The following is a 19,522-nucleotide window of genomic DNA, read 5'->3' as shown; positions in this document are numbered from 1 at the left end:
CTTTTGATAACCAGAGATAAGCATACAAAAATCCGCGGCATATGCCACGGACTTTTCCATAATACAAGGGACTGCCATACGGCAGTCCCTAATTATGCATATTTTATGCTTATTTATTTTCATCCAGCTTATCGAGCATATCCCACACGCCGAGCATATACATAATACCCAGTGCACGATCGTATAAGCCATAACCCGGACGGACATTGCCCGGCTTTTCATCCCAGAGGTGGCGTCCGTGATCCGGACGGATATAACCCTCAAATCCGCAGTCATGGTATGCTTTTAAAATGTCAAGGATTCCGGTATCACCATCACAGTCACGATGGGAAGCCTCCGAAAAATCTCCATTCGGAAAATGTTTTACATTGCGGATGTGCGCAAACGCAATGCGGTCACAATGCTTGCGGACAATATCTGCCACATTGTTTCCCGGGTCGGCATTCAAAGACCCTGAGCACAGTGTCAGACAGTTGTACGGGCTGTCAACCATCTTTAAGAAACGGTCAATATTTTCCTCGCAGGTCAGAAGACGTGGAAGTCCGAAAATATCCCATGGCGGATCATCCATGTGGATTGCCATTTTGATATCGCATTCTTTACAGGTCGGCATAAGCGCCTCAAGAAAATATTTTAAGTTTTCCCACAATACTTCTTTTGTCACCGGCTTGTAAGCTGCAAAAAGCTCGTCCAGTTTCTCCATACGTTCCGGCTCCCAGCCTGGAAATGTCATTCCATGTAAATTATTTAAAATATAGTCTGCCATTTCCTTCGGATCATCATGGATCTTGCTTGCTTCGTAATAAAGTGCTGTCGAACCATCTCCTACCGGATGAAATAAATCCGTGCGCGTCCAGTCAAAGATCGGCATAAAATTATAGCAGATAACCTTGACACCGAATTTGGAAAGGTTCTTAATTGTCTGGATATAGTTTTCAATATACTGGTCACGGCTCGGAAGTCCGATCTTGATATCATCATGTACATTGACTGATTCCACAACGTCCATATTAAAACCATATGGCTCAAGCTGTTTCTGCACTTCTGCAATCTCTTCTACTGTCCACACTTCTCCCGGCAGTTTATGATGCAGTGCCCACACGATGCTCGTCACACCCGGAATCTGTTTGATATCAGCAAGGCTGATCTTGTCATTGCCCTCGCCATACCAGCGGAAACCCATCTGCATTGGCATATCTTTTTCCCCCTTAATCTTGATAATTGCATTATAGCATGTACATTTTTTTACTGGCAATTCAAGTTAATTGCTGTTTTTATTGCAAATCTTGCGATTCCGTTACTTTTGGCATTTTTCGAATCGTCCGGAATACCCCTGTGTATTTCTGCTGTTCCACCATGCGGTCTGAAAACATACTCTACCGCATGGGGCTTTTTCTGCAGCTGTTCTATCTGCTTTAACGAATGAATGATCCGTTGAATTGCATTTAGCAGAAGGCTTCAATCTATACGTTTTATCTTGCCAGCAGTCCTCTCGCAAAGTAATCCGCCATCGCAAGTGCCTGCTGCTCTACGTCCCGAAACACATCAATGCTCTGCTCATACTCTCCATTGACCTGTTGCTCAATCTCCTCCCTGGTCAGATCCAGATGATTTAACAGCATATTTCTGGTTTCCCTGCTCTCAAAATACGGATTGTGACTGGCAAAAAGAGCTGCCATCTGATTGGCATTGCGGTACCACTCCTTCACCAGCGCATCATAATCAGACATATTTTTTGCCTTCAATGCCTGAATAATCTGTCCTGCGATCTCAATATGCTCCGTCAGAAGATTGCGGAGCTGTCTGGTCGTTGCGATCGGAAGATACCTTGCAAACACATCCGTGATCTCGTCTGCAGTCTCAAGCAGCCGTTCTTCCACCGCCTGCTGGTCTGCATTGTCTGCGACTGCACTCATCAGATACATCCTGGTCCAGTAAACATGATTTAACCACGCAAGACGCATATCCTCGTTGAGGCGGAGGATGGAATCCTCACGCTCCGATTCGGTCTCGTTGTTACTTCCCGGATTGCCTGTTCCTCCTCCCATGTTTCCGCCTCCCGGATTGCCTGTTCCTCCTCCCATGTTTCCGCCTCCCGGATTCTGCTGAGGCACATATCCCTCTCCCGGGCAGATAAAAAGCTGCATCCCGATCTGGAGATTATATGGATTGACTCCCGGATTTCCAAGAATCAGTTCCGTCACTGTCGTGTGATACTGTCTCGATAATTTATACAGGGAATCGCCTGCCTGTATCGTATGCACAATTTTGTTCTGACAATACATATCTTTATTTCCAACCATAACTTTTTCATATTATGATATGTAAATCGAAAAAAAATGTGAAATACCATCTCTGATATTTCACATTCTACATTTGGCTTAATATTAATAATCACCTTAATAAAATCACGGCATTATATTTACAACATCGTTGCAAAAATCGGTGCAGCGATTACCGTCAGAATACCTGCCACCGCAATGGAAAGACTGCTCATCGCGCCCTCGATTTCACCAAGTTCCAGTGCTTTCGCCGTTCCGAGTGCATGTGAAGATGATCCGATCGCAATTCCTTTTGCCACCGGTTCTTCGATCTTAAAAACCCGGCAGATTGTCTCTGCTAACACATTTCCGATGATACCGGTGATAATGATGACCGCAACCGTGATCGTGACATAACCGCCAAGTTCTTCCGAGATTCCCATTCCGATCGCCGTTGTGATCGATTTTGGAAGAAGCGTGACATACTGCGCATGGTCAAAATGGAATAACAGTGATAAGACCAGAACACAGATCACACTCGTCAGAACACCGGAAATCAATCCAGCAAAAATCGCGGCAACATTCTGTTTCAGCAGTTCAAACTGCTCATAAAGCGGGATTGCCAGACATACCGTTGCCGGAGTCAGAAGATAGCTTAAATATTTTGCGCCCTCGTTGTAACGCTCATACGGAATATGGAACACAACCAGAAAAATGATCACGGCAACGATCGATATCAGAAGCGGGTTAAATACCGCAAGTTTTAATTTCTTCTTTAAAAACACGCCAAGCTCATATGCAAGTATGCTGATCGCAACGCCCAAAAATACGGAATCACATAAAAACTCTCTCATTTCTGTTCTCCTTTCTTTTTCCCTCTGCGCATGACAAATTGTGTCACATGACCGGACACGATCATAACCACGATCGTTGATACCACCATGATCACCACGATCTGTACACAAATTGGGCGTAGTGCATCCCATGCATCAATGAGTCCTGCACCGGCCGGAATAAACATTAACGGCATGATCTCGATCATGAACTTTCCGGCATCTTTGACTGCTGCAAGCGGAAGGAGTCTTGTTTCCAGTGCAATAAATAAAAGAACCAGGCCATAGATGCTTGCCGGTACCGGAAACGGGAGCACATATTTTAACAGCTCTCCCAGAAAGGTAAACAACAGAATGATCATAAATTGTCTCAAATACTTCATAAAATATCCTTTTCTTCAGAGGCTTCTCTGAAATTTCAATTTTCAGCCGGATATTATCATAGCACTTTTTGTTAGAATATCAACCTTTTCTGTTACTAATTACCCACTTGTATTTTTAAAAAAACATCAGAATCACACAACATTTTATTCTGGCAGGAGCGAATGAAGCTGTTTTCTCCGCTCCCCCCATTCCTCATAAAAATCCCGCCTGCTATCGTATGGACGGAAAAAGAAAATCTGCAAAAACATCATACAGACTGTTTTCTTTTCTTCCTCTTTCGTCATACGGCTTAAATATTCCTGCATGTTCTTTTTCAGACTATGCCACTCTGTCAAAAACTGCTGATATCGTTTTAACTGCGGCGTATCTAACCATTTTTCCACTTTGATTTTCGTTTTACCGCGTTCACAGGCACCACTCTGCAGAAAATAGGAAACACCCTGCTCCTCATAAATTCTTCCCAGAGGAAATAATCTGCAGATTCCCGGACGGTATGCATGGATACTGCACCTTCCCTCCTCATTTAAAAATACACATGTGCCCGTCTGCTCCTGCATTTTCAAATGAGGAATGATCAGACCATCTTCCACATGAAGTCCGACATAAGACTGCATCAGTCCTTCAAAGCCCATCCCCAGCTCTTTTTCTAATCTTTTGCAATCGTATGGATCAACTAAAACGGTATCCCCCATCTGCTCACAGCAGCTATGGCAGCCTGCACAGTCACTGCAGCCAACACGTACCATATCATGTATGCCATATATTTTTCCATCTGAAATCTCATTGATATCCTGTAACATATACGATATTCCTCTCTTATGTTTTCTGCCCGGAATACACAGACTGATCTATACATTAGTTCAAAACACTGATTGATCTATACATTTAACTGAAATCCCTGTTTTATAAATTTTTATCGAAAAAAGCAAGCATATTTTCACTCCACATTTTTGCGGAAGTATGGTATCCAAGCCCGATTCCATGATCTCCGGTCGGATATACCTCACACAGATGCTTTACACCTGCTTTTTCAAGTGCTTCATTTAAACGCACGGTATTGCTCGCCGGTACACAGCCGTCATCCGCATTTGCATAGGCATAGGTCATTGGATAATCCGGTGTGATATGGAACTCTACCGATAATTTTTCCCGCAGTCCTGTTTCCTCATTGGTATTATAAAGATAACTTCCCTCGTGATATTCCGAAGTAAAACTGATAACAGGATACAAAAGTCCTATGGCATCCGGTCTGGCAGAAATTTTTCTGTATTGTTCTACCATATCAGCTTTCTGGAATTTTGCAAGGTTTTCCAGTACATTTTCCTTTAATTCCTCATGGAGCAGCGCTTCACTTGCACAGAGATGACCGCCTGCAGACGCACCCATGATCACGATCCGTTCCGGGTCTACCTGATATTCCGCTGCATGTGCCCGCACATACATAACTGCTCTTGCAAGATCCATCTGTGGCAGCGGATAATAGTTCGGACGAATCCGATAACATAAAACAAATGCCTTGTAGCCGCCATCACGCTCCATACGCTGTGCAGGCTGAAGTCCCTCATTATAAAAGGACACCATCTCGTAACCACCGCCGGGACAGAGAATTACCGCCGGCTTTAAGTCTGTTTTATTTTTTTTCTCCTCTGCGACCGCCGTGGATTCATAAGGAGGAATAGAATCGCTGCCTGCTGTATGCGCAAATGCTTCATTATCTACTGCTGGATCACCGGTAAATAACCAGACGCCTTCCTCTGTATTTAAATCCGACTGTGGAATACCATTTTCCCAGTGCGGCATCTTAGCGCCTGCAGACGCGTCATCTGTTTCGCCCCAGAGCGGAATATATTTGAATTTCTTTGTCTCCGCTGTTTCTTTGATCAGATTCGCACACTCTAAAAAAGCATCCGCCAAAAACGGGGCTCCCCATTCCATTGTTTCTTCTTTTTCGATCTGCGCCATCGTATGATCTCTGTGTTCCAGCGGCACACGGTTTAAAAAACAGGTTGGAAATAAATTGCCGATCGCACGGCTGACTGGTTCTGTGTTTAAAATTTCATTCATGGTATTGTTTTTTGTAAACATGTATTTTCCCCTCTTTACACTATTTTTTCAATGCATCGATTCCTGTTTCACATATTATAATGTGTTCTCTGTATTTATCAAAACACTATTATTACGCAAAAATCTGATGATACTTTTAATATACATCAGATTTCTTATCCCCGGTACCAGAAAAACTGTATGATTTTTACATGGAGAATAAGTTGCACAACAAATGATGGTGTGTTTATGACATGAGTCTCCCGTCCAAATGGTATTTCGTAGGCTTGTGAGTGGCATCTTGCGCAAAGCCGGAGTAATTTTCTCCCAAAGTCACAGAATTAGCTTCGACTTTGTGCAAGATGCCAGACCAATAACACAAAATATTTTCAAATGTGTAGTCAATAAATATGGGCATAGTGGGATATATTGAGGTTTTGCCAGTGTTGTCAAACAAATAATAAATTATTGAATATAGTTATTTGGAAATATTTTTTTATCAGATTCAGACACAAAACACTAAAAATTTACGCACCTATTTCGCACTAAGCGCATACACATCCATGATATCTCCGCTAATGTTTCTAAATTTAGTAGCATTTCTGCACGCATATGGTATAATGTGCGTATGCAATGAGCAGTGCCAAACATGGAAATGACAAAAAAAGACTGCTTGCAGGCTCTTTTTTGTTATTTTTATGTTTGATAGGGCGAATGCCCGTCAGTCCGGAAAATCTTTGATTTTACGGACGTGCACTGCGGACTACAGTTTCACTTGAAACTAACAAAAAGACTGCTTGCAGACTATAGTTTCACATAATCCAGAATATTATCAATAGAGGAGTTATCATATCATGAAGATCATTATCGTAGGCTGTGGCAAGGTGGGCTACACGCTCGTAGAACAGCTTGGCAGCGAAGACCACGATATCGTAGTCATTGACGAGAAACCGGAAAAGGTTTCCGCCATCACAAATAATCTCGATGCGATGGGCATCGTAGGAAACGGAATCAACCACCAGACACTGATTGATGCCGGCATCACGACCGCCGATCTTCTGATTGCTGTGACCGGTGACGATGAGAAGAATCTTCTCTGCTGTGTGATCGCAAGAAAGACAGGTCACTGTCAGACGATCGCACGTGTGCGCAATCCTATATATAATAAGGAAATAGAATTTTTAAAAAAAGAATTCGGGCTTGCAATGATCATAAATCCAGAGCTTGCCGCTGCAAATGAAATCGCACGTATTTTCCAGTTTCCATCTGCGATCCGCGTGGATACATTTGCCAAAGGTCACGTGGAACTGCTGCATTTTAAAGTTACCAAAGGTTCCCCGCTTATCGCCTTAAAGTTGTTTAACCTGCATCAGACACTGCACAGTAATGTCTTAGTCTGCACGGTTATCCGTGGCGATCAGGTGATCATTCCAAATGGTGATTTTGAATTTCAGGAAAACGATGTGGTTGCGATAGCATCAGAACGCCGCAATGCGATCGACTTTTTCCGCAAGATCGGTATTGTAAAAAACCGTGTTGGAAATGCAATTCTTGCCGGTGGCGGTAAAGTATCCTTTTATCTGGCAAAAAGTCTGCTTGCTTCGGGTATCCGCGTGACGATCATTGAGATAGACCGTGAACGCTGCGATGTATTAAGTGAACTGCTGCCGCATGCCACTGTAATCTGCGGCGACGCAACCGATCAGAATCTCCTTTTGCAGGAAGGTCTTGAACATGCACAGGGTTTTGCAGCCTTAACAGGCTTAGACGAAGAGAACATCCTTCTCTCCCTCTATGCAAATGATGTCTCCAATGCCAAGACTGTAACAAAGATCAACCGGATCAATTTTCATTCCGTCATTAATGAGCTGAATCTTGGAAGCATTATTTATCCGCGTATTATTACCTCTGACTATATTTTAAAATATGTACGCTCAACTTATAATTCCAAGGACAGCAATGTGGAAACACTTTATAAATTAGCAAACGGTAAAGCAGAAGCATTAGAATTTATCATCAAGGCAGATTCCGCCGTTGCCGGCATCCCGCTTGCCGATCTGCATTTCCGCAAAAACACTCTGATCTGCTGTATTTACCGTAACGGCAAAGTCATCATCCCAAGTGGTCAGGATATCATGATGGCTGGTGACTCCGTTTTAGTCGTTCTTTCCGGTTATCGTATTTCCGATATCAAAGAGATTCTGGAGGAGTAGACGGCAATGAATTATTCGATCGTTTTATATATTTTAGGCTGTGTTTTGAAATTCGAAAGCGCGTTTTTAGTCCTTCCCGCATTGGTCGGGCTGATATACCAGGAAAAAGCCTCTGTCTCTTATCTTGCAGTTGCTGTTTTATGTCTGGTACTTGGTATGCTTCTGACACATAAAAAGCCTCATTCTACAAACCTTTACACCAGGGAGGGGTTTGTGACGGTTGCCTTAAGCTGGATCATCATGAGTATTTTTGGTGCTATTCCTTTTGTACTGACCGGAGATATTCCATTTTATGTAGATGCACTGTTTGAGACGATTTCCGGTTTTACCACAACAGGTTCAAGCATCCTGTCCGATGTGGAGAGTATATCAAAAGCCAGCCTGTTCTGGCGCAGTTTTTCACACTGGATCGGCGGTATGGGAGTATTTGTTTTTATCATGGCGATTCTCCCTCTGATGGGCGGTTCTTCGATGAACCTCATGAAAGCCGAAAGCCCTGGTCCTTCTGTAAGTAAACTGGTTCCACATGTGAAAGACACTGCAAAAATCCTCTACGGTATTTATATTGCCATCACGATCTGTGAAGCAACGATTCTGCGGGCGCTTGGCATGCCCCTATTCGATTCGCTGACTACTACATTTGGTACCGTAGGCACTGGTGGATTTGGAATAAAAAATGACAGTATTGCCAGCTATTCCCCTGCAATACAGATTACGATCACCGTATTTATGATTTTAAGCGGCATCAACTACACTGCGTATTTTTATATTCTGACAGGCAAATTAAAAGACTTCTTTAAAATAGAAGAAGTCCGCTGGTACCTTGCCATTATACTTGGATCGGTGGGTATTATTACCTGGAATATCCGTTCGTTTTACCCAACGTTAGGTGACACTGTGCGTCATGCTTTTTTCCAGGTCGGCTCCATTATCACAACAACCGGATATGCGACTACAGACTTTGATCTCTGGCCGGCTTTATCAAAAACTTTGCTGGTTACACTAATGTTTATCGGTGCCTGTGCCGGCAGTACAAGCGGTGGTATTAAGGTGTCCCGTATCCTGATCTTATTAAAAACGATCCGTAAGGAGCTTTCCCTGATCATCCATCCGCGTCAGGTGAAAAAAATCCGTATGGACGGACACCCGGTCGATCATGAGACTTTACGTTCTGCAAATGTTTTTCTGGTCGTTTATTTTGTACTACTGTTAACTTCCATGCTTCTTATCAGTGTGGATGAATTTGACTTCACAACAAATTTTACTTCCGTTGTCACAATGTTAAACAATATCGGTCCGGGCTTAAATCTGGTCGGTCCGACACAGAATTTTTCAATTTTCTCTCCGTTTTCCAAGTTTATCCTGATGTTTGACATGCTTGCCGGAAGACTCGAACTGTTTCCGATGATGATTCTTCTGATGCCGTCAACCTGGAAACGTAAATAATAGAATACGCTTCGCGAATATTCTATTGTCATGAATAGTAGAATGATTATGAAAGGATTTTTTATGTGGATTGCAAATAACTGGAAAGATTATGAAGTAATAGACTGCTCCTGTGGTGAAAAATTAGAACGATGGGGCAATTATACACTTGTGCGTCCTGACCCACAGGTCATCTGGGACACACCAGAAAAAGAAAAAGGCTGGAAACATATGAATGCCCACTACCACCGCAGTAAAAAAGGCGGTGGCGAATGGGAGTTTTTTGATCTGCCGGAACAGTGGAGTATTCGTTATGGATCTTTAACATTCCAACTGAAACCATTCAGCTTTAAGCACACCGGACTTTTTCCGGAACAGGCAGTAAACTGGGACTGGTTTTCAGATAAAATCCGCTCTGCAAAACGTCCGGTCAAGGTCTTAAACCTTTTTGCCTACACCGGCGGTGCAACACTTGCAGCTGCCTCAGCCGGAGCTTCTGTCACACATGTGGATGCCTCAAAAGGTATGGTTACCTGGGCAAAAGAAAATGCTGCATCCTCCGGTCTTTCGGACGCACCGATCCGCTGGATCGTAGATGACTGTGTGAAATTCGTAGAACGTGAGATCCGCCGTGGCAATCACTATGATGCGATCATTATGGACCCGCCATCCTACGGCAGAGGTCCTAAGGGTGAGATCTGGAAGATCGAGGAATCTGTTTATCCGCTGATCAAGCTCTGTGCACAGTTACTGACAGATACGCCATTGTTCTTTCTGGTAAACTCTTACACTACCGGACTTCAGCCAGCAGTGCTGCGTTATATGATCGCAACTGCATTAGAAAAATATGACGGAACCGTCACCGCAGATGAGATCGGTCTGCCGGTATCCTCCAATGGACTGGTGCTGCCTTGTGGCGCAAGCGGACGCTTTGAAGGGAACTAAAGACTGTCTGGATTTTACTTTTCAGCATAATGTTCTCCAAAAAAGGAGTTCTGCATCAACCAAAATTGTTGTTGCAGAACTCCTTAATATTTTACAGCATCTTCTTCTTCCGAAGCACCAGCATCGTGACTAAACAGATCAGCAGTGTCAGAACACAGATGATCAAAAATCCATGCGGTGTATTTGCAAACGGCATCCACTTTTCATTGACGTTCATTCCGTAAATACCGGATATAACGGTCGGAATCGCCATAACGATCGTGATGGATGTCAGATATTTCATAACGTTGTTCAATCGGTTGTCGATCACAGATGACATCAGTTCCCTGGTACCATTGATGATATCACGGTAAATCGATGTCATCTCGATTGCCTGCCGGTTTTCGACGATCACATCTCCTAACAGTTCCTTATCCTCCGGGTACTGCTCTAATCGTTTATATCTGGTCAACCGGTCTAAGACAACGCCGTTGGCACGCAGGGACGTTGCAAAGTAGACCAATGTAGACTCTAATTCATGAAGATCGATCAGATCGATATCTTCTGTATTTTTTCCGATCCGTTCCTCAATCTCTGTTCTTTTCTTATCAATCACGCGCAGATTCATCTGGTAATTTGTCGCCGTACGGAATAATATCTGATATACAAAACGCAGTTTTTTCTTTGTGCTGAACTCTTTCACACGGTTGTTTACAAAATTCTGCAGCACCGGTGTATCATCCGTACAGACCGTCACGATCACATCCTGTGTTAAAATGATACCTAACGGGATTGTCGTATAACTCTGTTTTTCATGACGTATCTCAACGGTTGGGATATCGACTAAGATCAGTGTATAACCATCCTGAAGTTCGATACGGGAACTCTCCTCTTCATCGAGTGCGGCCTGGATATCCTCAATATCTACATTCAATACTTCTGCGATCTCGGCACATTCCTGATGCGTCGGCTGGAGCATCTGCACCCATACGCCATCACCGATTTTTTCCTCCTCATGAATCCTCTGGTTATCTGTCTTAAAATATCTTATCATGGCATTTTCCTCAATTTCCCGGGATACTGCCATGTATTATGCCAGATTTTTGCACACTACATCTTTCCGGGAATCTTTCTATTCAATTTCTCTGTCATAAATGATCTGATATGCGTTTAAGCCCAGTTTTTTCCCAAACTTAACGCCTGCCTGTCTGATCTGACCACAGTAAGAAAAACCAAAACGTTCATGCAGATGGATACTGACTTCATTTTCACTTGTGATCAGTGAAATAACCGTTCCGATCTGCGGACATTCTTTTGCATATTGCAATGTTTTCTCCATAAGACTGCAGCCAATGCCACGCCCTCGATAACCCGCATGAATATAGATAGAGATCTCAACTGCAGGGTCAAAAGCCTTCCTTTCCCTGTAACGTGAAAGAGAGGCATAACCCGCGACTGTTCCTGCCTCTTCATATACAAAGATCACATATTGTCCCGTGTGCGCATGGAACCATGCCAGACGATCCTCATAATCTTTGACTTCCGTATCAAATGTTGCTGTTGTATGTAAAATGGCATCGTTATAAATATCCATCAATGCCGGAATGTCTTTTAACTCTGCTCTGCGAATCATAATAATCCTCATTCCTGCATGTGAAAATCTTATTTTCACACTATACCTCAATATTATCTATCATAGCATAGTTTTTTATACGACGCCACGTAAAATTTGTAAATTCCATATAAATGAAACTTTTTATGTTACCGTTGCAGACTTTCCACAGCACTCACAAATCCTTCCAGATAAATATCTGCCTGCTCCTTTATCTTTCCCTGCTCTTTTCTGCTCGCATCATCATAAACCCCGACTGTCACAAATCCTGCTTTCTTTGCCGTCCCGATCGCATACAGTGCATCCTCAAACACCAGCGTATTTTTCGGTTCTGTCTCAAGAATATCAGCCGCTGCATAATATATATCCGGAGCCACTTTTCCCTTGCCAACTTCCGTACATGTGAATATCTGTTCAAAATAGGAAAACAGTCCGGTACGTTTCAATGCTGCTTCCACCATAGGACGGTCAGTCGAAGTTGCCACCGCCATCTTTATCCCATTTACCTGCAAAGTGTCTAACAGCTCTCTTACACCTTCTTTGGGCTGCACCTCTTTTTCATATGCAGTATAGACAATGTTATTCACGCCCGCCACAATCTCATCAACTGACTCTGCGAGATGATAATTTTCTTTCACATATTCTGCGCCCTTTTGCATGCTCATGGAAAATAAGATATCCGAAAGTCTTTCCCTTACCTTGATTCCTTTGTTCTGCAGATAGCGCTCACTCGCATGTTCCCATACCGGCATGGAATCAAGCAGTGTTCCATCCATATCAAAGATTGCCCCCTGTATGTTCCTTATCTGCATATTTCTTCCGACAGCCCCCTCAGTTCCTTTGATGCCGCACGGATATCTTTCTGTGCAAAAATAGCGCTGATCACAGCCACTCCGTCAATCCCCGTGCCCTTTAACTGTAAAATATTATCCCGGCTGATCCCTCCGATCGCAACTACCGGGATCTGCACTGCTGCACAGATTTCTTTTAGCACTTCATGGTCTAATGTTCCGACATCTTTCTTGGTTCCGCTTCCAAACACTGCCCCGGAACCAAGGTAAGTTGCCCCGCATTTTTCAGCGCGCAGTGCTTCTTCCACCGAGTGTGCCGAAACACCGATGATCTTATCTGCGCCAAGCCGCCTGCGTACTTCCCCGGCTTCCATATCATCCTGACCAACATGCACGCCGTCCGCATCGATCTCTAATGCAAGATCTACATTATCATTGATGATAAATGGAACCTGATACTCCCTGCACAGTTTCTGTATTTCTCTTGCTTCCTCTAAGAATGCCTGTTCTGAAATATTTTTCTCACGAAGCTGTAAAAAAGAAACTCCACCCTCCAATGCCTGTCTGACCTGCTCATACAAGGTCTGGCCATTTAACCAGGTTCGATCCGTTACCCCATATAATAATAACTGCTTTTTATCGAATCTCATAACGTGCTCCTCTCTCTAACATATCTCCATCCATACATGACACTGCATCCATCAGGCTCACACGGTAAGTCCCACTGCCTGACTGCCCGCTTTTTTCCGCCGCAAGCTCCCCTGCATATCCCATCATACACACTGCTGCCGCTGCCGCCTGTAACTTATCCTCTGGATTTGCTGCAAGGAAAGCCGTTAAAATACCAGAAAGCTGGCACCCGGCTCCGGTGATCCGGCTCATCTGTGGATTGCCGTTTTTTATCACATAACATTTACTGCCATCCGTTACAAGGTCAATAGCTCCGGTAATCACAATGATCGTTTTCAGTTGTTGTGACAGCATCTTTGCCGCTGCGATATTCTGTGCTAAATTTTCTTCTGTCACTCTGTCTGTATTGTCTGCATCCACGCCTTTTCCGCTATTTTCTTCTGATTCACATAATGATGCCAGCACCCTGATCTCAGAAATATTTCCACGGACTGCATCAAAATGTATTTCTTTTAACAGTTGTTCTGCTGCCTGTCTGCGAAAACTGCCTGCCCCCACTCCAACCGGGTCTAACACCACCACATGCTTCCGTTTATTTGCCATCTTCCCCGCTTTTAACATAGTCTGAATTTTCTTTTGATTTGGCGTTCCAAGGTTTAAATTAAGTCCCATGCATTGTGCCGTAATCTCCTCTGCCTCTGCTTCCTCGTCTGCCATGATAGGACTTGCTCCGCATGCCAAAAGAACATTTGCGACATCATTTGCCGTCACATAGTTTGTTATATTATGAATTAACGGCGCTATACGCCGCACATTATCAAGATACTTTTTCATAAATCTTTCTGCTCCATACTGTTTACTTCTATGCACATTATATCATGCGCAAAAGCAGCACATGATCGTGATCTACACTCGCTTCGCTCGGCAGTCTTATTATATCATAAATACTTCAAACTGCAGTGCACGTCCGAAAAATCAGAGATTTTCCGGACTGACGGGCATTCGCCCTATCAAACATAAAAATAACAAAAAAGCTCCTGCAAGCAGTCTTTTTTGTCATTTCCATGTTTGGCACTGCTCATTGCTTATGCACATTATACCCTATTTCTGCCCTCCCGCATATGTGACTTTATAATTTTCTTATCTGTTTTTAAGATTTCCTTCATTTTCCAGTCAAGAAATGGTCACAATTATCCCGTATCATTAATAACATCAAAAGGAGCTGTTGAGTTTCGACTCGGGGGTTGGGGTTCTGTCAGTTCCGTCAAAAAACAATCCTGCCAGATATTCCGGCAGGTTTACATATAAAGAGGACTTTAGAAAACATCCCCTCCGTTTTCTAAAGTCCTTTTCTATGAATCCTTATATTAAAATTTTCAGATTGCAGATACAGCACCATATCCCATTTTATATACGATAAAATACAAGGTCAGCAGATGTACCGGATAAAATGCGTAAAAGAAATATTTCATGCCAAAACCACGTTTTCCATTATAGAAATAGATCGGAATAAATGCAAATACTGCCGCCCATTCCCACCAGACAAACGCCAGACATCCAAATACGACCTGCTGCATCCTGCTTCTTCGAAACAGATAAAACACCATGATACAAAGCACTCCAAGCGCACCATAATCCGTCGATAAAAACTCTGCTGCGAACATCCCGACGAGGATTGCAAGTGTGGAAAGTCCTGTCCTTTTCCAGACGCTAAAACGGCTCTGTTTCATCACAGAATCATATGCCATCATGGTAAGCAGACCAAGCAGCAATGTAAAAAACACATTCTGATATCCGACTTCTAAAATTTTTCCGTTAAATGCAAGATCAAACGGTATTTCGGATATTGCAGCAAAACACCCTAGACGCAGCGCATATTTTTCCCGGTCTCTCGTGTGCATAAATCCTTCCACCAGAAGGAAGCAGAAAATCGGGAACGCAATTCTTCCGATATTCCGCATCACACGGTATAACTGATACAGGCTGTCATTATAGCCTCCGAATTTTAATACACGAATGATCACAGTCGCTGCAATATGGTCAATAAGCATTGTGGCGATCGCGATCATCTTTAATGCACTTCCACTGAGTCCTTTTCTTTCCATGAAATCCCCTATCTGTTCCAATCCTCTCTTTTAACCGAAAAAAGAGAAAGACCGTTCATCTTTCTCTTTTTCCTGTTTTTCATCTAGCCTACAAATTCTTTTACACATCTGCGGTATGCAGCTACCGGATCATCTGCCTGTGTGATCGGTCTTCCGACTACGATATAGTCAGATCCAAGCTCTTTTGCTTTCGCCGGCGTTGTCACACGCTTCTGATCACCGACATCGCCGTCCGCAAAACGTACTCCCGGTGTGATGGTAAGGAATTTGTCTCCACATACTTCATGTACTTTTCCGGCTTCCAATGGAGAACATACCACACCGTCTAATCCTGCTTCCATTGTATTTTTTGCATAATGCATAACCGTCTGGTCGATCGGTTTTTCGATCCACAGTTCCTGCTGCATTACCTCTTCACTGGTGGAAGTAAGCTGTGTGACTGCGATCAGAAGTGGTCTCGTTCCATCCTCTCTCGTAAGTCCCTCGATAGCAGCCTGCATCATCGCTTTAGTGCCTGCCGCATGTACATTACACATGTCTACATCCAGTCCCGATAATACAGACATTGCTTTTTTTACGGTATTTGGAATATCATGTAATTTCAGGTCAAGAAAAATCTTGTGTCCCATCTGTTTGATCGTACGGACAATCTCCGGTCCCTCTGCGTAAAATAACTCCATACCAATCTTTACAAAAGGTTTTTCCTCTTTAAATTTTCCAAGAAAACTGATCACTTCTTCTTTGCTGTTAAAATCACACGCAATAATAACGTCTCTTCCCATCTCTTCCTCCTGTTTCATCCCATCCGGTTTGTTTTTCAATTCTCAAATGCAATAGATTGCACGCTTTGATGCAACCCCATTGTCATGAATTATACCTGTATGGAATGTGTTTTGCAAGTCATTTTACATGACTTAAGAGAGTTTGAATCGATTAATCGTCTCCATCAGATCTTTGGCAATTGCCTGTAGTGTGCCGGTATGTTCACTGATCTCTGCCATTGTAACATTAACCTGCTCCGTGGAAGCATTAACCTCTTCGGTTGCCGCTGCTGACTGCTCGGATACCGATGCGATCGTTCCCATCTTATCCACAACAAGATCTTTATTGGCAGACATATTTTCATTTAATGTATTGATTCGTTCCATGCCAGATCCTAACATTTCGATCTGTTTCATAATCTCACCAAAGATCTCTTCCGTACGGTTGATTGCTTCCTGCTGCTCACTCTGCAGTACCTCATTCTCCTGCATGGTTGCCTCAACCAGTTTTGATTTCTCTGTGATCTCCGTGATGATCTTTTTGATCTCATCCGTTGACTCTTTCGACTCATCTGCCAGTTTACGGATCTCATCTGCAACAACTGCAAAACCTTTTCCCATCTCTCCGGCTCTTGCTGCCTCAATACTTGCATTTAATGATAACAGATTCGTCTGGGAAGTGATATCTGCGATCGTATCTGATATATAGAAAATTTTATCAATACTCTCGACCATCTCGTTCATGACCTCTAACGAAACTTTGGATTTTTCGGCTGTTTTTCCGGATTTTTCAATCAGGTCTTTTACGCTTTCAATTCCCTCGGTGCTGACCTCATTTGCCTTCTCCGTCATGCCATTCATGCCGGAAACATATTCTTTGGTCTCATCTAAGCTATTCTTCAAATGCTCCACCTGGGTATTGGCTTCCTGTGTACTTTCTGCCTGTTTTACTGCCCCCTGCGCAACACTGTCAATTGCCTGTGTTACCTGTTCGATCGTCGTTTTCGTATTGCCTGCGACCTCAGAGATACCACCTGCAACTTCAAGAATATGATTCGACTTATCCTCAACTGCATGAATCAGTCCGGACACATCATCCATCATACCGTTAAAGTTTGTCTCAAGTACACCAAATTCATCGCTTCTGGTAACTTTGATCTTTTCGGAGAAATCACCGCCTGCAACACGATGTGTCGCATTCTGAAGTTTTTTGATCTCACGGTTAAAACTGAATGCTGTCACAACTGCGATCACACAGCCAAATACCAGTCCGATCATTCCCGCTGCAAGTGTTCCAATATTAATATTGATGAGATTTTTCTGATTTTCCTGATCATTGATGCATCCTATCATTCTCCATCCGGTCACGCGGTCTGTCATCGCTGTGATCGCGCAGTTCCTTCCTTCGGCACGCATATTATAGGATGCCTGTAATACAATATCATCTGCTGCAGGATCTTCACTTTCCTCCAACTGTGCTTTCTGTTCTTCAAGATTATCTAATTCTTCTGTCAAAGGAGCGAAAAATTCAAGGTCTGCAACTGTACCATCTGCAAAAGTATTGCTTTCGCTGTCAACCATGATATTTCCCTGTTCATCTACCAGCATGACAAATCCTGTATTTAAAAGCCTGATGTTTTCCACATAATCTGCCAGTGCAGATGCCTCGATATCCATGGCAACAACACCCTGGACAACATCTTTGTATTTTACTTCCTGACAGACTGTGATAATCTGTTCTCCGGTCTCCTCATCTGTATAAGGTGCTGTAATATAACTGAAAATAGAATTTACTTTTGCCTTTCTTCCCTGACATGCAGTGTACCATTCTTTTCCGGAAAGATCCTTATTTTCTACTGTATTCATCGCTGTCTTTGAACCGTCAGCTTCATATTTTACCCATCCGGTGATCGTTCTGCCGTCATTTAAAGCATAATATGCACGCACAGATCCATTCACGACTTTACAGGCTGCAACCAGTTCGTCATTTACATTGTCGATATATTTATCATAGTTTTCCGGCTCGATCAAAAGCTGTTTGATACTGTCTTTTCTAGTCAGAAGATCGACCGGCAGACTGATCGTTTTCTCATATGTCTGCAGACTCGTCATTGCACTGCTTAATGTCTGCTCGCTCGTAAGCTGCATGTTACTGTTTAACACGCTTTTTACCTTACTGTGTGTAAGAAGTGCACAGATCAAAACACTTCCAAGGATCGCAACCATAAAAGCTGCGATCAGCTTTACACTAAGACTTATTTTTTTCTTCATTTGTGAAATTCCCCCTTCTTTTTTTGCAATGTAAACGGTTACATTTTTGTATTATATCACATATTCAGAAAATAGGGAATCATTTTTAATAGCATTGTTAGTCAGACCACAAAAAAAGAACTTTCCATCTTGGAAAGTCCTTTTTCATTCTCCCTTTATTCTCAAAGGTTTCATATAGTCGGCGCGACAGGATTCGAACCTGCGACCTCTGCGTCCCGAACGCAGCGCTCTACCAAGCTGAGCCACGCGCCGTAATCAAGTTGTCTTGAATCGTGCTTGATTATATTATCACATCTTTCTGAAAATGTCCATACCTAATTTTTACTTTTTTATTTAAATTTCATCATTTTTCAAAAATTGTCTTCTGATTTTTTTCATGATACAATGAGCGCAAGAGAGTCAACATGCTTGCATGATTGACGGACAACGAATTGGATCATGTGCTGATTTTACACACAATATACTAAAACAACAAATTATTAAGAAATGGAGATTTTTATGAATAGAACTGTATTAGTCACCGGAGCTTCCCGCGGGATCGGACGCGCGATCGCAACTGCATTTGCAGCAGAAGGCGACCGCCTGATCATTACCTGTTCGAAATCCACACAGGAACTTATGAGTTTAAAAACAGAACTGGAAGATACTTATCATACCGAGGTACTCGCCAGTATCGGCGATATTTCCTCCTTTGAATATGTCGAGCAATTATTTACCCAGATCACAGAGCATTTTGGTGGCATAGATATCCTGATCAATAATGCTGGAATTTCCTATATAGGTCTGCTGACAGATATGTCAATTGATGACTGGAATCATATCGTTTCCACAAATCTTACCTCTGTTTTTTCTACCAGCCGGCTCGCCATCCCGCATATGGTGCATGAAAAAAAAGGTAAGATCATCAATATTTCTTCCGTCTGGGGCATCGCCGGCGCCTCCTGCGAGGTTGCATACTCCGCATGCAAAGGCGGAATCAATTCTTTTACAAAAGCACTTGCAAAGGAACTTGCTCCGAGTAATATCCAGGTCAATGCGATCGCATGTGGTGTGATCGATACACAGATGAATGCCTGCTTTTCTGAAGAAGAACGTAAAGAACTTGCCGATGAGATTCCTGCCGGAAGATTTGGAACACCGGAAGAAGTTGCACATCTTGCCGTGCAGCTTGCTAATGGAAATGACTATCTGACTGGACAGATCATCACACTTGATGGCGGCTGGCTATAGATGTTTCTGCAAAATCAGCCAGTTTCATGCACGATCGCA

Annotated in this window: 18 protein-coding genes and 1 tRNA gene; 4 read left to right on the top strand and 15 right to left on the bottom strand. The window is 43.0% G+C overall.

Annotation, left to right across the window (positions count from 1 at the left end; genetic code table 11):
• Positions 1 to 109 precede the first annotated feature (109 nt).
• The 6 genes from uxuA to DW650_RS16455 form a co-directional block, all read right to left on the bottom strand.
• The gene (gene uxuA / locus DW650_RS16480; RefSeq protein WP_334294387.1) at positions 110 to 1,189 is read right to left on the bottom strand and encodes a mannonate dehydratase; all 1,080 of its coding nucleotides are present in this window, start codon (positions 1,187 to 1,189) and stop codon (positions 110 to 112) included.
• Between the two features lie 283 nt (positions 1,190 to 1,472).
• Entirely contained in the window at positions 1,473 to 2,285 is an 813-nt protein-coding gene (locus DW650_RS16475) for a LysM peptidoglycan-binding domain-containing protein (RefSeq protein ID WP_241070864.1), read from the bottom strand.
• A gap of 137 nt (positions 2,286 to 2,422) precedes the next feature.
• Positions 2,423 to 3,115, bottom strand: coding sequence for an LrgB family protein (locus DW650_RS16470; protein WP_118210553.1), 693 nt, complete (start codon positions 3,113 to 3,115; stop codon positions 2,423 to 2,425).
• Entirely contained in the window at positions 3,112 to 3,477 is a 366-nt protein-coding gene (locus DW650_RS16465; protein WP_118210552.1) for a CidA/LrgA family protein, read from the bottom strand. Before DW650_RS16465 ends, DW650_RS16470 begins: the two co-directional genes overlap by 4 nt.
• Before the next feature lie 144 nt (positions 3,478 to 3,621).
• Complete coding sequence (locus tag DW650_RS16460) at positions 3,622 to 4,278, bottom strand: YkgJ family cysteine cluster protein (RefSeq protein ID WP_117920717.1); 657 nt, start codon at positions 4,276 to 4,278, stop codon at positions 3,622 to 3,624.
• Between the two features lie 103 nt (positions 4,279 to 4,381).
• Positions 4,382 to 5,563 (bottom strand): alpha/beta hydrolase, encoded by a 1,182-nt coding sequence (locus tag DW650_RS16455; RefSeq protein WP_117920716.1) that lies wholly within the window; start codon positions 5,561 to 5,563, stop codon positions 4,382 to 4,384.
• A gap of 812 nt (positions 5,564 to 6,375) precedes the next feature.
• Here DW650_RS16455 and trkA point away from each other — a divergent pair.
• From trkA to DW650_RS16440, 3 genes are all read left to right on the top strand, one after another.
• Complete coding sequence (gene trkA / locus DW650_RS16450) at positions 6,376 to 7,734, top strand: Trk system potassium transporter TrkA (protein WP_117920715.1); 1,359 nt, start codon at positions 6,376 to 6,378, stop codon at positions 7,732 to 7,734.
• Positions 7,735 to 7,740: 6 nt separating this feature from the next.
• Positions 7,741 to 9,180 carry a TrkH family potassium uptake protein gene (locus tag DW650_RS16445; protein ID WP_118210551.1) on the top strand — a complete coding sequence of 480 codons (1,440 nt, stop codon included), beginning with the start codon at positions 7,741 to 7,743 and terminating at the stop codon, positions 9,178 to 9,180.
• Positions 9,181 to 9,243: 63 nt separating this feature from the next.
• Entirely contained in the window at positions 9,244 to 10,104 is an 861-nt protein-coding gene (locus DW650_RS16440) for a class I SAM-dependent methyltransferase (RefSeq protein ID WP_118210561.1), read from the top strand.
• 91 nt (positions 10,105 to 10,195) lie between these two features.
• Here the strand turns inward: DW650_RS16440 and DW650_RS16435 are convergent, their stop codons facing one another.
• The 9 genes from DW650_RS16435 to DW650_RS16395 form a co-directional block, all read right to left on the bottom strand.
• A complete protein-coding gene (locus DW650_RS16435; protein ID WP_186900054.1) occupies positions 10,196 to 11,137 on the bottom strand; it encodes a magnesium transporter CorA family protein in 942 nt (313 codons plus the stop codon).
• 78 nt (positions 11,138 to 11,215) lie between these two features.
• Complete coding sequence (locus DW650_RS16430; protein WP_241070863.1) at positions 11,216 to 11,716, bottom strand: GNAT family N-acetyltransferase; 501 nt, start codon at positions 11,714 to 11,716, stop codon at positions 11,216 to 11,218.
• 128 nt (positions 11,717 to 11,844) lie between these two features.
• A complete protein-coding gene (locus DW650_RS16425; protein ID WP_118210550.1) occupies positions 11,845 to 12,507 on the bottom strand; it encodes an HAD family hydrolase in 663 nt (220 codons plus the stop codon).
• Positions 12,498 to 13,136 (bottom strand): thiamine phosphate synthase, encoded by a 639-nt coding sequence (gene thiE, locus DW650_RS16420; protein WP_118210549.1) that lies wholly within the window; start codon positions 13,134 to 13,136, stop codon positions 12,498 to 12,500. The genes DW650_RS16425 and thiE overlap by 10 nt, the downstream gene beginning before the upstream one ends.
• Entirely contained in the window at positions 13,123 to 13,950 is an 828-nt protein-coding gene (gene thiM / locus DW650_RS16415) for a hydroxyethylthiazole kinase (RefSeq protein ID WP_118210548.1), read from the bottom strand. The genes thiE and thiM overlap by 14 nt, the downstream gene beginning before the upstream one ends.
• A 542-nt stretch (positions 13,951 to 14,492) precedes the next feature.
• Positions 14,493 to 15,221 carry a TraX family protein gene (locus DW650_RS16410; protein ID WP_118210547.1) on the bottom strand — a complete coding sequence of 243 codons (729 nt, stop codon included), beginning with the start codon at positions 15,219 to 15,221 and terminating at the stop codon, positions 14,493 to 14,495.
• A gap of 83 nt (positions 15,222 to 15,304) precedes the next feature.
• Positions 15,305 to 16,003 (bottom strand): orotidine-5'-phosphate decarboxylase, encoded by a 699-nt coding sequence (gene pyrF, locus DW650_RS16405; protein ID WP_118210546.1) that lies wholly within the window; start codon positions 16,001 to 16,003, stop codon positions 15,305 to 15,307.
• A gap of 132 nt (positions 16,004 to 16,135) precedes the next feature.
• Positions 16,136 to 18,253, bottom strand: coding sequence for a methyl-accepting chemotaxis protein (locus DW650_RS16400; protein WP_118210545.1), 2,118 nt, complete (start codon positions 18,251 to 18,253; stop codon positions 16,136 to 16,138).
• Between the two features lie 178 nt (positions 18,254 to 18,431).
• Positions 18,432 to 18,505, bottom strand: a tRNA-Pro gene (locus DW650_RS16395).
• Positions 18,506 to 18,751: 246 nt separating this feature from the next.
• Between DW650_RS16395 and ymfI the strand changes: the two genes are divergently transcribed.
• On the top strand, positions 18,752 to 19,483 hold the full coding sequence (gene ymfI / locus DW650_RS16390) for an elongation factor P 5-aminopentanone reductase (protein ID WP_186900059.1): 732 nt from the start codon (positions 18,752 to 18,754) through the stop codon (positions 19,481 to 19,483).
• The last annotated feature ends 39 nt before the right edge of the window (positions 19,484 to 19,522 follow it).

This window comes from Roseburia sp. AM23-20 (genome assembly GCF_003470905.1).
Lineage (GTDB): Bacteria > Bacillota > Clostridia > Lachnospirales > Lachnospiraceae > Roseburia > Roseburia rectibacter.
The sequence above is the reverse complement of the archived record's forward strand: the minus strand, read 5'-3'. Positions and strand labels throughout refer to the sequence as shown.

Coding starts and splice junctions, on each gene's coding strand:
- DW650_RS16400 (WP_118210545.1), bottom strand. CDS start 18,253: ATGAAGAAAAAAATAAGTCTTAGTGTAAAGCTGATCGCAGCTTTTATG.
- DW650_RS16445 (WP_118210551.1), top strand. CDS start 7,741: ATGAATTATTCGATCGTTTTATATATTTTAGGCTGTGTTTTGAAATTC.
- DW650_RS16465 (WP_118210552.1), bottom strand. CDS start 3,477: ATGAAGTATTTGAGACAATTTATGATCATTCTGTTGTTTACCTTTCTG.
- DW650_RS16430 (WP_241070863.1), bottom strand. CDS start 11,716: ATGATTCGCAGAGCAGAGTTAAAAGACATTCCGGCATTGATGGATATT.
- DW650_RS16475 (WP_241070864.1), bottom strand. CDS start 2,285: ATGTATTGTCAGAACAAAATTGTGCATACGATACAGGCAGGCGATTCC.
- DW650_RS16440 (WP_118210561.1), top strand. CDS start 9,244: ATGTGGATTGCAAATAACTGGAAAGATTATGAAGTAATAGACTGCTCC.
- DW650_RS16470 (WP_118210553.1), bottom strand. CDS start 3,115: ATGAGAGAGTTTTTATGTGATTCCGTATTTTTGGGCGTTGCGATCAGC.
- DW650_RS16460 (WP_117920717.1), bottom strand. CDS start 4,278: ATGTTACAGGATATCAATGAGATTTCAGATGGAAAAATATATGGCATA.
- pyrF (WP_118210546.1), bottom strand. CDS start 16,003: ATGGGAAGAGACGTTATTATTGCGTGTGATTTTAACAGCAAAGAAGAA.
- DW650_RS16425 (WP_118210550.1), bottom strand. CDS start 12,507: ATGCAGATAAGGAACATACAGGGGGCAATCTTTGATATGGATGGAACA.
- DW650_RS16455 (WP_117920716.1), bottom strand. CDS start 5,563: ATGTTTACAAAAAACAATACCATGAATGAAATTTTAAACACAGAACCA.
- trkA (WP_117920715.1), top strand. CDS start 6,376: ATGAAGATCATTATCGTAGGCTGTGGCAAGGTGGGCTACACGCTCGTA.
- ymfI (WP_186900059.1), top strand. CDS start 18,752: ATGAATAGAACTGTATTAGTCACCGGAGCTTCCCGCGGGATCGGACGC.
- uxuA (WP_334294387.1), bottom strand. CDS start 1,189: ATGCAGATGGGTTTCCGCTGGTATGGCGAGGGCAATGACAAGATCAGC.
- thiE (WP_118210549.1), bottom strand. CDS start 13,136: ATGAGATTCGATAAAAAGCAGTTATTATTATATGGGGTAACGGATCGA.
- DW650_RS16435 (WP_186900054.1), bottom strand. CDS start 11,137: ATGATAAGATATTTTAAGACAGATAACCAGAGGATTCATGAGGAGGAA.
- DW650_RS16410 (WP_118210547.1), bottom strand. CDS start 15,221: ATGGAAAGAAAAGGACTCAGTGGAAGTGCATTAAAGATGATCGCGATC.
- thiM (WP_118210548.1), bottom strand. CDS start 13,950: ATGAAAAAGTATCTTGATAATGTGCGGCGTATAGCGCCGTTAATTCAT.